At 37.2% G+C, this 16,766-nt stretch carries 13 protein-coding genes; 7 read left to right on the top strand and 6 right to left on the bottom strand.

From position 1 onward, the window contains the following. Positions 1 to 1,544, bottom strand: a 1,544-nt coding sequence (ahpF, locus tag AC5YDM_RS12460) for an alkyl hydroperoxide reductase subunit F (protein ID WP_496152406.1), incomplete at its 3' end; no start/stop codon positions are given. A 319-nt stretch (positions 1,545 to 1,863) separates the two neighbouring features. On the opposite strand from ahpF, the gene AC5YDM_RS12455 reads away from it, so the two are divergent. After that, complete coding sequence (locus AC5YDM_RS12455; protein WP_496152405.1) at positions 1,864 to 2,085, top strand: DUF1653 domain-containing protein; 222 nt, start codon at positions 1,864 to 1,866, stop codon at positions 2,083 to 2,085. Positions 2,086 to 2,121: 36 nt separating this feature from the next. After that, complete coding sequence (locus tag AC5YDM_RS12450) at positions 2,122 to 2,712, top strand: O-methyltransferase (protein WP_496152404.1); 591 nt, start codon at positions 2,122 to 2,124, stop codon at positions 2,710 to 2,712. A 106-nt stretch (positions 2,713 to 2,818) separates the two neighbouring features. Here AC5YDM_RS12450 and AC5YDM_RS12445 read toward each other — a convergent pair whose 3' ends face one another. Next, on the bottom strand, positions 2,819 to 3,028 hold the full coding sequence (locus tag AC5YDM_RS12445) for a KTSC domain-containing protein (protein WP_496152403.1): 210 nt from the start codon (positions 3,026 to 3,028) through the stop codon (positions 2,819 to 2,821). Positions 3,029 to 3,378: 350 nt separating this feature from the next. Here AC5YDM_RS12445 and AC5YDM_RS12440 point away from each other — a divergent pair, with 350 nt between their 5' ends. After that, on the top strand, positions 3,379 to 4,512 hold the full coding sequence (locus AC5YDM_RS12440) for a low temperature requirement protein A (protein ID WP_496152414.1): 1,134 nt from the start codon (positions 3,379 to 3,381) through the stop codon (positions 4,510 to 4,512). Between the two features lie 102 nt (positions 4,513 to 4,614). Here the strand turns inward: AC5YDM_RS12440 and ahpC are convergent, their stop codons facing one another. Together ahpC and AC5YDM_RS12430 are read right to left on the bottom strand one after the other, a co-directional pair. Then, the gene (gene ahpC / locus AC5YDM_RS12435; RefSeq protein ID WP_496126487.1) at positions 4,615 to 5,178 is read right to left on the bottom strand and encodes an alkyl hydroperoxide reductase subunit C; all 564 of its coding nucleotides are present in this window, start codon (positions 5,176 to 5,178) and stop codon (positions 4,615 to 4,617) included. 364 nt (positions 5,179 to 5,542) lie between these two features. Beyond that, on the bottom strand, positions 5,543 to 6,547 hold the full coding sequence (locus AC5YDM_RS12430; protein WP_496152402.1) for a pirin family protein: 1,005 nt from the start codon (positions 6,545 to 6,547) through the stop codon (positions 5,543 to 5,545). A gap of 338 nt (positions 6,548 to 6,885) precedes the next feature. Here AC5YDM_RS12430 and AC5YDM_RS12425 point away from each other — a divergent pair, with 338 nt between their 5' ends. Genes AC5YDM_RS12425 through AC5YDM_RS12415 form a run of 3 tightly spaced genes read left to right on the top strand, consistent with a single transcriptional unit; the run spans position 6,886 to position 12,799 of the window. Continuing rightward, the gene (locus AC5YDM_RS12425; RefSeq protein WP_496152413.1) at positions 6,886 to 10,812 is read left to right on the top strand and encodes a DUF3418 domain-containing protein; all 3,927 of its coding nucleotides are present in this window, start codon (positions 6,886 to 6,888) and stop codon (positions 10,810 to 10,812) included. 47 nt (positions 10,813 to 10,859) lie between these two features. Then, on the top strand, positions 10,860 to 11,975 hold the full coding sequence (locus tag AC5YDM_RS12420; RefSeq protein ID WP_496152401.1) for a beta-ketoacyl-ACP synthase III: 1,116 nt from the start codon (positions 10,860 to 10,862) through the stop codon (positions 11,973 to 11,975). Positions 11,976 to 12,028: 53 nt separating this feature from the next. Then, positions 12,029 to 12,799 carry a lysophospholipid acyltransferase family protein gene (locus tag AC5YDM_RS12415; protein ID WP_496152400.1) on the top strand — a complete coding sequence of 257 codons (771 nt, stop codon included), beginning with the start codon at positions 12,029 to 12,031 and terminating at the stop codon, positions 12,797 to 12,799. A gap of 213 nt (positions 12,800 to 13,012) precedes the next feature. Here AC5YDM_RS12415 and AC5YDM_RS12410 read toward each other — a convergent pair whose 3' ends face one another. Then, positions 13,013 to 14,023, bottom strand: coding sequence for a pirin family protein (locus AC5YDM_RS12410; protein ID WP_496152399.1), 1,011 nt, complete (start codon positions 14,021 to 14,023; stop codon positions 13,013 to 13,015). A 331-nt stretch (positions 14,024 to 14,354) separates the two neighbouring features. Here AC5YDM_RS12410 and AC5YDM_RS12405 point away from each other — a divergent pair, with 331 nt between their 5' ends. Beyond that, positions 14,355 to 15,185, top strand: coding sequence for an SDR family oxidoreductase (locus AC5YDM_RS12405; RefSeq protein WP_496152398.1), 831 nt, complete (start codon positions 14,355 to 14,357; stop codon positions 15,183 to 15,185). A 109-nt stretch (positions 15,186 to 15,294) separates the two neighbouring features. On the opposite strand, the gene AC5YDM_RS12400 is transcribed toward AC5YDM_RS12405, so the two are convergent. Continuing rightward, positions 15,295 to 16,110, bottom strand: coding sequence for a M48 family metallopeptidase (locus tag AC5YDM_RS12400; protein ID WP_496152397.1), 816 nt, complete (start codon positions 16,108 to 16,110; stop codon positions 15,295 to 15,297). Between the last annotated feature and the right edge of the window lie 656 nt (positions 16,111 to 16,766).

Raw genomic sequence — 16,766 nt, 5'->3', positions numbered from 1 at the left:
TAATCAAAAGCAGATAGAGAAGCCTTCGCACCTTCACCTGTAGCAATGATAATTTGCTTATAAGGAACAGTGGTACAGTCACCCGCAGCAAATACACCTTTCACATTGGTTTCGTTGCGATCATTAATCATAATCTCACCACGGTTAGTCAATTCAACATTTGAATCTTTTAAGAAATCCGTGTTTGGTAATAAACCAATCTGAACGAAGATCCCAGCCAACTCAACTGAATGCTCAACATCTGTTGCACGATCTTTGTATTTAAGTGCAGTCACTTGTTTACCATCACCCACAACTTCAGTCGATAACGCATTCTTGATCACTGTGGTATTCGGCAAGCTGTTCAATTTATCTTGAAGAACTTGGTCAGCACGAAGTTTCGTATCAAACTCAACCAAAGTAACATGCTCAACAATACCTGCAAGGTCAATTGCCGCTTCAACACCTGAGTTACCACCGCCAATCACAGCAACACGTTTGCCTTTAAACAATGGACCATCACAGTGCGGACAATAAGCAACACCACGAGTACGGTATTCAGCTTCACCCGGTACATTCATTTCTCTCCAACGTGCACCTGTAGACAGGATCACTGTTTTCGATTCAAGTTTTGCACCATTTTCCAAAGTCACTTCAACATTACCGTAAGTGGTTTGGTCTGCACCGACAATCGATTTAACACGTTGTAGGTTCATGATGTCGACACCATACTCACGTACATGTGCTTCCATTTCAGCAGCAAACTTAGGACCTTGAGTCTTTTGAACTGAGGTAAAGTTCTCAATATCCATGGTATCCATCACTTGACCGCCCATGCGCTCAGCCACGATACCTGTACGAATCCCTTTACGAGCAGCATAGATTGCAGCTGTATTCCCCGCAGGACCACCACCAATCACCAATACATCAAATGCTTCTTTGGCATTGAGCTTCTCAGCATCTTTAGCAGCAGAGTTGGTATCTAACTTGGCAATGATTTCTTCCAAAGTCATACGACCTTGACCAATGTGTTCACCGTCTTGGAATAACATTGGAACAGCCATGATTTTACGTTCTTCAACTTCGTCTTGGAAGAATGCACCATCAATCATCGTTGCAGTTGTGCCTGGGTTATTAATCGCGATCAAGTTTAATGCTTGAACCACGTCAGGACAGTTATGACAGCTTAAAGAAACAAATACGTCAAAGTTTGATTTGATACCTAAGTCTTTAATTTGAGCCAACACTTCATCAGATACTTTAGGTGCATAACCTGATACTTGTAACAATGCCAAGATCAAAGATGTGAACTCATGACCCATCGGTAAACCCGCAAAGTACACACGAGGTTCTTCACCCGCTTTCGCGATACCAAAACTTGGTGCACGGCTGTTTTTACCATCGAAACGTGCAGTCACTAGTGCAGACAACGCTGCCACTTCTTCAACCAATTCTTTAATTTGGTTTGATTTATCTGAACCATTTAAAGTTGCCACGATTTCGATTGGGCTTTCAAGGCGTTCAAGAAGTGTTTTTAATTGAGCTGAAGTATTTTGATCTAACATTGCTAACGTCTCCAAAGGAGTAAATGTTTATTTGATAAGGGAATCATAGCTAAATCTATTAAATAGGTAAAACAGTTTGTTTTTATTTAAACAATCGGTTTTATGGATTAAAATCCTATGTATGAAAATTTAGATGCCAAATATCAAAAAGGAAAATTAAACACTATATGAAGCTAAGTATAAGAAAATTCAAGTGATAATGAAGTAAAAATACGCTAAAAAATCAGGAAATCATTTAAAAAGATAAGTTCGTTAAATTCTTATAAAATAAAAGGGCAATGTTATAATTTAATGAACATGAATGTGTAGATTAAGTACAATGAGCTTAAAGAAAGGCATATATCAACATTATAAAGGTCAACTTTATCAAGTGATGAATGTTGCAACGCATAGTGAAACCGAAGAAAAATTAGTTGTTTATCAGTGTTTATATGGTGATTACTCGATTTGGGTAAGACCTTTAAGCATGTTCACTGAAATGATTACGACACCAGATGATCGAGAAGTAGAGCGTTTTAAGTTGATTCAAGAAGTCATCTAACAAGGTTTAAAATATAAATAACAATAAGGCTAAGACATGAGTTTAGATCAACATTTCATATCCAAGATGCAAGACATTTATGCTGAATTTAGTGCTTATGATGCAGCTCAAAATGACCGAATTGATCGATATAGGAATATTGAGCCAGACTCTGCGTCTTTTCTAGCACTGCAAGTTAGAATTCAGCGTTCAAAATCATTACTCGAAATTGGGACATCTACAGGATATTCAACATTATGGTTAGCAGACGCAGTCAAAAGCACTCAGGGCAAGGTTGATACAATTGAAGTTGATTTGAGTCGAATCGAGATTGCAAAAAAGAATGCTGACGCATTAGGTTTACAAGAATATATTCAATTTCATCATATGGATGCTTTGACATTTCTTGAGTTATCACAGAAGCCTTATGACTTTATTCTTTTGGATGCCGAACGTAGTGAGTATTTAAAATATTGGCACGCTTTATCGAACATGTTGGATCGAAAGGGAAGTGTCTTGGTTGTAGATAACGTGATTTCACATGCTCAAGATGTTGCAGCATTTATTGAACTGATTGATCAGGATCAACGCTTTATGCATCAGACTGTTGCGCTTGGGGCAGGGTTGTTATTTGTAACTGCGATATAACTTATCAAAGATAATAAAAAATCAGAGAAATTTCTCTGATTTTTTTGAAGGCTAAGATAAGAAAAATGAGTTGGTTTAAGAAATTATTTTAACGTGAGTGAGCCATTTAGCACTGTAAAGTGACACGAGAAAAATGTAGATCGTACTCTAGGTATTTGTGGACAAAAGCAGTTTTATCATTACAACGCAGTAGGTTGTCATAGACAAATTGAGGAACTGGGTGATAAAGCTCACCTGAGCCATTATTATAAAAAATTTTTAAATAGCGTGAAGTTGAATTGTATTTCCAAGTCGTTACAGCAAGGGCTGTTCCCATAGCATCTCCTTGAATTGAATCGTTAATGTTTCACATCAAAGTTTCAGATTAGCTGTTAAATCATAGATTGATCATTTAAACCTGAATCTTATATATAACAGATTTTTTTACTTATAATCATGTATTTTTGAGATTTAGTTTTCTATTTTATGGATGAGTGATTGCTCAAAAATCGAGAGAGATCGTTTAAAATAACAACATCACTATTCAAAGAACATAATGACTCTAATAGATGAAGACTGAATTCGGATTTGGTTATTCGATTTCAATTTACGTCATTTAATTTGAGTCTAGTCCAAAATAAAAAAGGAAAAAACGTGGCTTCACTCTTTTTTAAAGGCTTAAAGCCGATGCCCGCACGTGATGTAAATGAAAATCATCGGGTTTCAACATCATTAGAATTATTATTCGATTTAATCTTTGTGGTTGCAATCGCAACAGCAGGACAACAGCTTCATCATGCCATTGTGGAAGATCATTTACTACAAAGTTTGGCTTTGTATCTGATGGTGTTTTTTGCACTGTGGTGGGCATGGATGAACTTCACTTGGTTTGCTTCCGCTTATGATAATGATGATGCGTTGTATCGAGTCATTACCATGGTACAAATGCTGGGTGCTTTGGTCATTGCTGCAGGGATACCCGAAGCATTTCAAAAGCAAGATTTTGATATCATTATTGTCGGCTATGTGATTATGAGGTTAGCGTTGGTTTGCCAATGGATTCGTGCAGCTAAACATGATCCAGAACGTAAATCGACAATTTACAGATACGTGATTGGTATCAGTGTTATTCAAGTCTTTTGGCTTTTCTTTCACTTCTCACCTGTGAATTTTACGATTTATTTATTCATACTTTTGGCAATTGCTGAGATGAGTGTACCAATTTTTGCAGAAAAGCATGGAGCAACGCCTTGGCATTCTGAGCATATTGTTGAGCGATATTCATTATTAACCATTATTGTTTTAGGTGAGTCGATCGTTGCTAGTTCTTATGCGATTTCTGATGCCTTAAAAAATCAAGTGATCAATACAGAACTAATTTTTTTAACCATCGGTGGCGTCATGATGATGTTTACGATGTGGTGGATGTATTTTGATCGAAATGCAGAGGTGAGAGCAGGAAATCAAAAACATACTTTTATATGGGGATATGGACATTTCTTTATATTTGTCAGTATTGCAGCAGCGGGCGCAGCTTTAGCCGCGGCTGTCGATGTATCTGTAGGGCATGCTGATATTTCTGATCGTTATGAAGGCTGTATCATTGCGCTGACAGTGATTTTATATAGTATTAGTTTATGGTTATTACGTGATTTACCTTATCTCACGGGTTTCGGAAAATGGTTTTATCCGATTAGTGTCATTGTCATTTTTGCGATTCCATTCATGATTTCACATATTGGGTATTGTGTATTTGCGATGGCAATCGTATTTGCATTTCGCTTAGTGTTGTCAAAGTGGTTAATTCAACCCTTAGATTAAATGAAATGGCTCTCTTTTCAAGTGATCTAATACTTAAAATCTAGACCATAAAAAACCACGCTTATCGCGTGGTTTTTTGAATCAGTTTGATCTAATTAGAAATTAGATTTTACCAACTAAGTCGATTGAAGGAGCAAGAGTAGCTTCGCCTTCTTTCCATTTAGCAGGGCAAACTTCACCTGGGTGAGCATGTACGTACTGAGCTGCTTTAACTTTACGAAGAAGTTCAGAAGCATCACGACCAATACCACCAGCGTTGATTTCAACGATTTGGATTTTACCTTCTGGATCGATAACGAAAGTACCACGGTCAGCAAGACCAGCAGCTTCGATTAGAACTTCGAAGTTTTTAGAAAGAGTCCAAGTTGGATCGCCGATTAATGGGTATTGGATTTTACCAATTACTTCAGAAGTATCGTGCCAAGCTTTGTGAGTGAAATGAGTGTCAGTAGAAACACCGTAGATTTCCACGCCTAATTTTTGGAATTCAGCATAGTTGTCAGCAAGGTCGCCAAGTTCAGTTGGGCAAACAAAAGTGAAGTCAGCTGGGTAGAAGAATACTACAGACCATTTGCCTTTAAGATCAGCTTCAGTAACGTCAACAAATTGACCGTTGTGGTAAGCAGTAGCTGCGAATGGTTTTACTTCAGTATTAATTAAGCTCATCATTGTCTCCATGATTGAGGTTTGTATTTAATTTCCAATAGAGTATCGAAACTTTTGTTATTGCTGAAACAGTATTTTTACATTACAAAAATCGGAAAAACCGAATTTGGAAAATTTACGTCAACTATTTCAAGGAATCATTACTTTATGTTCATTTAGCATCGTAAATATGAACGCTGCATGACAAAAGGTCATTTTTCATCTAACGATTTCAACATGAAGCCATTCAAGGTGAATTTCAAGTGAATGATTCATAAATAGTTATAAAAATATATTATTAGTCTGAAATTTAATCACTTGGTGTGCGTTTATTTTGAAATAAAAAAAGCCAATCCACGGATTGGCTTTTTTAGATCATGGATTTTTATACTCTTTGATCAGGGTATTCAATTTGCTCACCATTATTGTAGCTTGCAATCCGTTTTTGATCAGCATTAAACACTGGTGCAGGAGTCGGCCAAGGCCAACCACCAAATTGCGTATCAAAATAGCGTGCAAATGCCACTTTTAACTCTTGTTCAGAATTTAAAACAAAAGGTCCGTGAGCTGCTACTGGCGCACCAATAGGCTCGCCCTCTAACCATAAAACTTTACCTAAAGTTGCACCATTTTTTAAAAGGATTTCAGCATCAGGTTTTAACTCCAACAAACGTTTTATAGAATTCGTTTGTCCGGCAAGATCCAAAGTATCTCCCTCGTAAAAATAAGCAAATCGAGTAGAGCTTGAACTGGTTGCTGGAATCACGATTTCAGCGTTAGCATCCAAAGTGATCATGAAAATGTTCACTTTATTTTCCTGAGCATTTGCCCAAGAGTAAGGTGGTGGTGTCAAACTATGCTGATCATTAAATTGACCTGAAATTACACGGACATCTGTGTGATTCCCTTGATCATCTGTATGCTTTACATGAGGAATATCTTCACGCCATAGCATTTTATAAACAGCTTGTTCTTTCTTTTGTGCAGGCGATGAATTAAACCAAATTTGGAAAAGCTCCAAAGGGTTGACTTTATCTTGATGTACAAGAGGGAACATTTCGCTATGTTCTACACCATTCCCCGTACTTTGCCACTGCACATCACCATCAGCATAACGTCCTGAGTTTCCTAGAGAATCAAAATGATCAACTGTACCTTGTTCAACGAGGGTGATCGTTTCAAATCCTGTGTGTGGATGTGCAGGAAAACCTGGCACAGTTTCACCATGATACATACTATAGTGAGCATCAGGTGTTGGAGGGATGGTTGGTCCCATTTTTTCATTTCCAGTTGGATAATGGTCAACATGATGCATAGTCAAAATAAATGGATCTTTGAGGCGAAGTTGTTGTTGAATCGCTTCAGTTCTATAAATTACGTTATTTGACATCATATTTTCCTTATTCTGATACATTTAAGAAAATTCAAAATGTATATTGGTTCACAGAAATATGAGGGCATTTTGTATATTTTCAACTCGTTAAAACGACGATCTATATCAGCTGTGATTTTCTGTGGTTCTAAGTTGATTCCAGTAAAACACATGATTCATTTTTAAGTGGTTGATGCTTTTTTGAGTACATTGAAAGTATCTTATTTCAAAAAAACAAATGAATTGAATTGTTGAGTGCTATCCCTAATGCGTTGAACAGCGTAAAATATTTGGTTCAATTTTAATTTCAGGAATGTTGATCTGTGCCAAATCAGTTTAATGTCGATCAATGGGTTATGGTACGAGATCGCCATCGTTTAAATAGGCTGAAAAAAGGCAAAGACGCTAATCCTGATAAATTTCAAGAATTATTTGAAAAATCAAATCATCAAGTTAGAAAGCGTTTAGCACGTTTACCGACGATTAAACTCAATCAAGATCTACCTGTCACCCAATATGCTCCCCAATTGGTCGAAGCAATTCAAAAGCACCAAGTGATCATTGTTGCAGGTGAAACAGGGTCGGGTAAAACCACACAGCTTCCTCAAATTGCCATGATGGCAGGTCGTGGACTCACAGGTTTAATTGGACATACTCAACCGCGTCGTTTAGCTGCAAGAACTGTTTCGCAGCGTATTGCTGAAGAAGTGGGCGAGAAACTCGGCGAATCTATTTCCTTCAAAGTCCGGTTTAATGAGCAAGGCTCACAAGATTCCATTGTTCGTTTGATGACGGATGGTATTTTGTTGGCTGAACTTGCCAATGATAAGTTTCTGACCAAATACGATACGATCATTATTGATGAAGCACATGAACGCTCACTCAATATTGACTTTATCATGGGCTATCTAAAACAGCTGCTTCATAAGCGTCGTGATTTAAAAGTCATCATTACGTCAGCGACTTTGGATGTAAATCGCTTTAGTGGTTATTTCTTTGATGCGCCTATTTTTGAAGTCGAAGGTCGTAGTTTTCCCGTTGAATTGCGTTACCGTCCAATCTCAGAAATGAGTGTCGGTGGTAGTGATGATGATGAATTTGATGACTTTGAAGAAAATCTACCACGTGCTGTAGTCACCGCGGTAGAAGAATGCTTTAAAGATGCTCAAGAAAAAGGGCACCCTGAACATGCAGATATCTTAGTTTTTGCAAGCACAGAACAAGAGATTCGTGAATTACAAGAAACCTTGCAAAAGTTTGGTCCGAAGCACACTGAAATTTTACCTTTATATGCTCGTTTAGCCATTGCTGAACAACAGAAAATTTTTAACCCAGGGGGAAGTGGTCGTCGAATTATTATTGCGACCAACGTTGCGGAAACTGCATTAACCGTACCGAATATTCGTTATGTGATTGACAGTGGTTTTGCCCGTATTTCACGGTATAACTACCGTTCACGTGTGCAAAGACTTCCGATTGAAGCGATTTCTCAAGCTGCTGCGAACCAGCGTAAAGGACGTTGTGGTCGTATTGCACCCGGTGTATGTATTCGACTGTATTCAGAAGATGACTTTTTAGGGCGTCCAGAGTTTACTGAACCTGAAATTAAACGTACCAACTTGGCATCTGTTCTTTTGCAAATGCAGAGTTTAGGTCTAGGCTCATTTGAGGATTTTGACTTTATTGAGCCACCTGATCATCGTTTGGTAAATGATGGTCGAAAGCTTCTGGTTGAACTTGGAGCGATGACTGAAAAGAAATTTAATGTTCCGAAAGCCGATTTGGAAAATGATTCGGTAGCTGCAAATACAGATACAAAACAACTCAAAACGCCTGTTAGTCATAAAAATCAGCAATCAGAAAGTACTGATAAACTGACTAAAATCGGTCAGCAAATGGCAAAAATGCCGATTGATCCACGACTGGCTCGTATGATTTTAGGTGGTGCACATTTTGGTGTTTTGAATGAAGTACTGATTATCGTTGCTGCTTTGGCTGTACAAGACCCACGTGAGCGTCCAGCTGATAAACAAATGCAAGCAGATCAAAAACATGCACTGTTCCGTGAAGCAGACTCCGATTTCTTATTTTATATCAAACTGTGGGAAACCCTCGTTGCCAATCGTGATATGAGTGAGAACAAGCGTCGTACATTCGCAAAAAATAATTTCTTGAGCTGGTTGCGTTTACGCGAATGGAAGAAAACCCATGAGCAGTTGGTGGATTTGGCACAAGGTTTAAAGTTGTCTTTTAATGAGAAAAAAGCCGATTATGAAAATCTACACCGTGCATTACTAACCGGGTTACTGTCTTTCATTGCCAATAAAACAGATGAACGCAATGTCTTTATGGCTGTTCGTCAGCAAAAAGCACGTATTTTCCCTGCATCATCGCTGCATAAAACCAATACACCATGGGTTATGGCATTTGAGATGGTAGAAACCTCTCAAGTGTATATTCGAACACTGGCTAAAATTGAACCTGAGTGGATTTTATTGGCTGCAGGTGATTTGCTCAAGCATCATTATTTTGAACCACATTGGTCTAAGAAAGCAGGTGTGGTGAATGCGTATGATCAAATTTCTTTATTTGGACTCATCATTGAACCTAAGCGTTTAATGAATTATGAAAAAGTTGATCAACCTGCGGCACATGAGATTTTCTTAAGAGATGGTCTAACCACGGGTAATCTTGGAATTACACCGCCATTTTTAAAGCATAATTTACTCAAGTTAGAAGAAGTTGAGCGTGTAGAAGATAAATTGCGCCGTCGTGATTTGGTGGTTGATGAAGAAACCATCTATCAATTCTATGCTTCAAAAGTACCGGAAGAGGTTGCAAGCCGTCGTACATTTGAAGATTGGCGATCAACGGTTGAACCTAAAGATCCACGTTATCTATTTGTAGATGATGATGCACTATGGATGAATGATCGTCCGACCACGCAACAATTTCCTGATTATTTGAGAAATGGGGAGTTAAGACTGGCAGCTAGTTACCGTTTTGATCCTAGTCATGATGAAGATGGTGCAACAGTCAAAATTCCAATTCAAGCTTTAGCACAAGTAGATGAAAATATTTGGTCATGGGGCATTCCAGGTTGGCGTCAGGACTTAATCGAAGCATTGCTTAAAGCTTTACCTAAAGACAAACGACGTAACTTGGTTCCGATTCCAGATACTGCGCGTAAACTGATGGCTAAGATCGATGCGGTACATTTGAATCAGCATATTTTTAGCTATTTAGGTTTTCAATTACGTGGTGAACAAATTTCGGAAAAAGACTTTTCCTTTGATCGGATTGAAGAGTATTTACTGCCACTGATTAAAGTGATCGATGAAAAAGGGCGTGTGATTGAAAAGGGGCGTGATTTAGCGGAGTTAAAAGCCCGTTGTCGTACTGAAACGCATAGTCCAGTGAAACAACTGAAAGGCGAGTTTAAAACTTTCCCTGAATCCTTTGTATTTGAAGCGAGTCAGAAAGTAACAGGTGTGGTGGTTAAGCAATATCAAGCATTGGTTCCGACGAAGTCATTTGATCAACTTGAAACAAAAGATGAGTCGGGTATCGTGATTCAGACTTTTAATGATCAAAAGGAAGCGATTCGCCAACATCGTAATGGTATTATTCGATTGATTTATATGCAGTTGGGTGATTTGATTCGACAGTTGAAAAAACAAATATCTAAGCCTTTGGCTTTAGCTTATTCACCACTCGGTGATAAAGCCAAGTTAGAGCAGATGTTGGTCTATGCCACCTTGCAAATGTCGATTCAAGAATTGCCAATCAATGAAGCGGAATACAATAATCTTCTTGTGAAAGTCAAAAAAGAGTTTTTAACTCATGGACAAGAAGCACTGAAACATATGAGTGATATTTATATTCAATGGCAAGATGTTCGTCGTCGCTTAATGGTGCTTGATCAATCTGTATTTGCTAAAAATATGGATGATATAGAAGATCAGTTGGATTTGATGAATCTTGCCGATTTTGTCTATAGCAAACCTGTTGAAGTATGGATTGAATATCCACGTTACTTAAAAGCATTGGTGATGCGTTTAGAACGATTACCTAATAATTTGCTAAGAGATGATGCTGCCATTCAACAAGTTGATCCTTGGATGGAAAAATTATTTAAGTATAAAAATGATACACGACTGCAAGAGTTGTATTTCATGGTTGAAGAATTACGTATTTCTTTGTTTTCACAGCCGATGAAAACCAAAATGCCAATTTCACCGACGCGCCTACAAAAATTATGGGAACGTCTGGGAATCAGTTAAGATAGTGTTAATTTGAAATTTTAGAGAATTGAAAGAAGGAGTTTTACATGGGCATTCGTATTACAGGTACTGGCTTATTTCATCCAGAAAATGTCATTACTAACGAAGAGTTGGTCGAAGGTTTAAATGCTTATGTGGAACTGTACAACGCAGAAAATGCGGAAAAAATCGCAGCAGGTGAATTAGAAGCTCGCCGTGGTTCAAGTGCAGAATTTATTGAAAAAGCATCAGGGGTTAAACGTCGTTACGTTTCTGAAAAATCAGGTATTTTAGATCCGAATCGCCTACGTCCTGTCCTTCGTGAACGTGCAGATGATGAGATTTCACTTCAAGCAGAATGGGGTGTGATTGCTGCTAAACAAGCAATGGAAAATGCGGGTGTTACTGCTGAAGATATCGATGTAGTGATTTTATCATGTTCGAATCTACAACGTGCTTATCCTGCTGTAGCCATCGAAATTCAAACTGCGCTCGGCATTCAAGGCTATGCTTACGATATGAACGTTGCATGTTCAGCAGCAACTTTTGGTATCAAACAAGCGTATGATGCAATCAAAGCAGGCGCTCGCCGTGTGTTATTGGTCAACGTAGAAATTACTTCTGCACATACAGATTTCCGTTCACGTGACTGCCACTTTATTTTTGGTGATGTCGCAACAGCGTCGATTATTGAAGAAACAGAAACCAAGTCTGGTTTTGAAGTATTAGATATCAATCTATTTACTCAATTCTCAAATAATATTCGTAATAACTTTGGTTTCTTAAATCCAAGTGAAACGACCAATGCGGATGATAAACGCTTCCGTCAAGATGGTCGTAAAGTGTTTAAAGAAGTATGTCCATTGGTTGCGAAGATGATCACTAAGCAATTGCAAAAAAATGAAATTGAGCCTGCAAACGTGAAACGCTTCTGGTTGCATCAAGCCAATGCTTCAATGAACGAATTGATTCTAAAATTAGTTGTGGGTAAAGAAGTTGCTGAAGCTGACCCAGCACTTGTACCTATTATTTTAGATGAGTTCGCCAATACTTCATCTGCGGGTGTCATCATCGCTTTGCATCGTACCGCTGATCAAGTGAATGATGGTGAATATGGTGTGTTGTGTTCATTTGGTGCTGGGTATTCAGTAGGTTCTGTACTGGTTCAAAAGCACGTAGCTTAGTTACTCGAAGTTATTTCAGTAAACTGATCAAAACTCCGATTAGAGAGTAAAGTATGAAAAATAAAGCGTTGTACATTCGTCATAATTCGAAACTCATTCGATTAGGAAGTTTGTTACAACGCTTTTATTTTAAGCCTACATTTTTAGGTACTGAAAATATTAATCCGTCTAAACCTGCGATGTATGTTGGAAATCATACGATTTATGGGGTGTTGGATTCTCCTGTTTTGATCGACTATTTATTTACAGAACATAAAATTGCAATTGTGAGCTTAGGTGATCATATCCATTTTAAAGTACCTGTATGGCGCAAAATGGTTGAAGGAATGGGAGCAGTACAGGGATTAAGGGAAAATGCACGTGAAGCGATGAGTCAAGGTTACTCAATTTTAGTTTTTCCGGGCGGCGGTCGTGAAGTCGTTAAACGAAAAGGGGAAGAGTATCAACTGATCTGGAAAGAGCGCTATGGTTTCTTAGAGCTTGCTCAAGAATACGGTTATGATATTGCCCCTTTTGTTGCATTAGGTGGAGATGATGTATTTGATCTTGCCTATGATGCAAATAGCTTATTAGATCAAAAATGGTTTCAAAAAATATTAAGCGTACCCACTCTAGGGAAGTTTTTTAGACAGGGTGAGGTGATTCCCTCAATCCCTAAGAATATTGTTCCAAAACGAATTCCTTTTTATTTTGATTTTCTTCCGCGTCTAGCTACTTCAGACTTAAATTCTAAGCAGGAGCTTCAAGTGTTTAGAGATAATTTACAACAACAAATTTACACTGCTATAGATGATTTAAAGATAAGAAGAGCTACTGAACACTAAGAATATAATTTAGAAATTGATTTAAAAGTTTGACATAATTCACATGAAAATTAACCTAATAGTTAATTTAAGTTATTGTAATTCAGTTGTTTATTAAAAAAATAGAAAAAATAGGTTTCCATTATATGAAAATAATGTATATTAAATTTGTTGAATAAAGTTTAGTAAGCCCAAAGAAAGTACTCCTCTTTGGGCTTTTTTTTATTTCTGATTCTAAGCTTTAATCATCTGTTCAGGATACTCGACTACAGAGCCTTTATCATAACTGGCAAAGCGTTCTTGCTCACGTTTGAATACTGGTGCTGGACTTGGCCAAGGCCATTCACCAAAATGGGTTTGACGATAACGTGCAAATGCAACCGTAAGCTCTTCATCTGAGTTCAATACGAATGGACCTCGCATGGCAACGGGTGCATTAATTGGCTCACCTTCCAACCATAAGATATGTGCAGGTTGATCAGTATTCTTCAAGTGAATTGCTTGGTCAGGTTTTAATTCAACCAAGTGCTTAAAGGGAATAGTTTCACCTTCGATCAATAACTCAGGACCTTGGTAAAAATAAGCAAATCTAGTTGAGCTCGATGTTGTCGCAGGAATATTCAATTCAGCATGTGGATCAAGATGAATCATAAAAATATTCACCTTATTTTCTTTTGCCGCTGCCCATGAATGCGGTGGACGTGAAATTGCATCTGTCCCTAAAAACTGTCCAGATACTACACGGACATCCGATTTACCACCATTGTTATCGGTTTGAATGACATGAGGAATGTGTTCACGCCACATCATCTTATAATCGGCATTTTCTTTTTTCTCATCAGGTGATGAATTAAACCAAATTTGAAATAATTCAAATGGATTTTCTTTATCTTGATGGACTAAAGGGAACATTTCACAATGTTCGACACCATTACCTGTACTGAGCCACTGAACATCGCCTGTTGCATAACGACCACTATTACCCAATGAGTCGAAGTGGTCTACATAGCCACTTTCAACCAGTGTGATCGTCTCGAAACCAGTATGAGGATGTTCAGGGAAACCTGGAACAACATCACCATAATACATTTGATAAGGTTTTTCAGGTGTCGAAGGACGGGTAGGCCCAAGTTGGTCATTTCCTTCTGGGAAGTGATCAATATGATGCGCTGTAAATAAAAAAGGGTCTTTAAGGTCTAAGCGAAATTCAATCGGTTGAATATTGTAAATGGCTGGATTTGTCATATCGGGCTCCAATCTCGTTCTGATTTATTACATGGGTTATTAAACTTCTTTCATTGAATTGAAACATATTTTTTTAAGATTTACCGTATTTGCTTATGCAAAACACTGTTGCAAATTTGATAGTACAAATTGCTATTTATTTAGATAGATTAAAAGTGATACAAAATAATAAGATAGATGGTGGGTAATCTTGGCTAGCAAAATAAGGATCTAAAGAAAATAGCATTATATTTATGTGGACGACTCAAGGGTTCAAAAACTTGTTAGGCAATGCTCATTTTATTTTGTACATTAAAAAATCAATATTCAAACAATCAAAAAAGCAGAGGGAATGATGTTATTAAATGGAAAAACCCTATTTATTACAGGTGCGAGCCGTGGAATTGGTCGTGAAATTGCTTTGAAAGCGGCAAAAGATGGTGCAAATATTGTTATTGCGGCAAAAACGACAACAGAACATCCAAAGTTAGGCGGTACCATTTTTTCTGTTGCGAAGGAAATTGAAGAGGCCGGTGGTCAGGCTTTAGCGATTCAGTTGGATGTTAGAGATCAATCCGCCGTTACTGATGCGATGAAGCAGGCTGCTGACCATTTTGGTGGCATAGATATTTTGATCAATAATGCTGGGGCAATCAACCTGAATGGTGTAGAAAGTCTTGATCCAAATCGATTTGATTTGATGTACCAAGTCAATACGCGTGCGGTAATGGTTTGTAGCCAGGCAGCATTGCCTTATTTAAAGAAAAGTGCAAACCCACATATTATTAGCTTGTCACCACCCATGAATATGAAAGAAGAATGGTTTGCAGTGCATTCTCCATATACCATTACCAAGTACGGTATGAGTATGCTTACGATTGGTATGAATCAAGAATTCAGCAATTATGGTATTAGTGTCAATGCTTTGTGGCCTAGAACCATTATTGCTACTGCTGCGATTGAGTTTTCCTTAGGTGGGCGTGAGCTATTTACCAAAGCACGAACACCTGCGATTATGGCTGATGCTGCTTACCAAATTATGATCAGTGAAAATAGAAGCTTAACGGGTCGTTTACTCATTGATGAGGAAATTTTAAGAGAAAAAGGTGTTGTTGATTTTGAGCAATATCGTGTCGAGCCATCCGATGATGAATTGATGGTGGATTTATTCGTAGATCCTTAATTGCTAAAAATAGAAAACGAGAAGTAGAAAATGAAAACAAAAAAGTCCGCCGTAGCTGACTTTTTTATATCGAAGTAATGCTATTCGTATTTTAGGTTAATATCTTAAATTAGTTTTTAGCACTGAATGTAGGACCAGATTTTTGGCTTTCAATCGCTAGAATATGATCTTGCAACATTTCTTTACGGTGCTCACTTTGAGGGTGGCTTGCTAGGAACGTTGGCGTTTTGTTGTCTAAGTTACGTGATTTGAGTTGAGCTTCGAACTTTTCCCAAAATGAAAGAGATGCTTGAGCTTCATAGCCAGCTCGAACCATTAAATCTAAGCCGATTAAGTCCGCTTCGTGTTCAAGTTGACGACTATGCGGCATGTATACACCATAGTTACCACTCACGCCACCTGTTAAGCCCAGTGCGTAGCCTGCACCCATCGTTGTGCTTAATAATGCAACGTTTGTCGCTGTGTATAGCGATGCTTTTTCACGGCTATGTCCACGAAGAATATGTGCCATTTCGTGTGCAATTAACGTTGCTAACTCATCATCGCTTAAATCTTCAAACATATAAACAGAAGTGTTTACAATAATTTGACCACTTGGAAATGAATGCGCATTCGGTTTGCTGCTTAGGTTCGCATTGATTTTCCAATTGATCGGCTTTTTACGATTTTCTACATACTCATTCGCATGTGGGATCAGACGCGCCAAAATATTATTTAATCGTGCATCGACAATATATAGAGATTTATCTTTGGCTTTTTTCTCAAATTTTTTGAAATTACGATCAGCTATTTTATTCCAAGCACCTTCTGGAATAATCATTAACTGTTTGCGTTCAGCGCCTAAAGTTCCGACAGATGTCGTACTAACACATCCTGTAAATGCTAGAGATAATGTTGTTAATACACCAAGAGTTAAAGACTTCATGAACACACCTTTTTGATCGATAGTTAATGACAGTTGGAAATCTGCTAATAATTAAAACAAGTCATGATTAACTTGTATGATTATTGTCCAATGTTTATTTAAATTAAACAAACATTATTTTTATAATAAATTTGATCAAGTTTATATGTGTGCTAATAAACTGTGATTAACTTCACTTTTGAGGTGTTATTTTAATTTTTTACTCTTTATTTTGATTTTGGGTTTAATGATTTAATATAACTACATGAATAATAAAATTAAATAATTTAATTATTTTGATTAAAAAACGCACTTAAATATAATAAGTATAATGTTATATTAAAAATGTATTATTCATTTTAATTTAAGTATTACTTAATAATTTAGGGGTTATTGGTATTTATTTTATTAGATGCTAAAAATTTTGAATGTTTTTAATGGTATTGAAAAAATTGATTATACTTTGGTCTAAATTTTAAAATAATTATTAATTAAGTGTTAATTGCATCACGTTATTGTGATTTATGATCTCTAAAATCCACATTAAATCTTAATAATAGTTTTTTAACAAAACTGTTGTTTTGTGATGTTTGTCACATTATTGGTTTGATATTTTTTTGATGGTTGTAAATGTTATTAAATAATGCTGGATTTATTTTAATGGTGTAAATTATGAG

This window comes from Acinetobacter sp. CY81, from assembly GCF_059515925.1.
The sequence above is the reverse complement of the archived record's forward strand: the minus strand, read 5'-3'. Positions and strand labels throughout refer to the sequence as shown.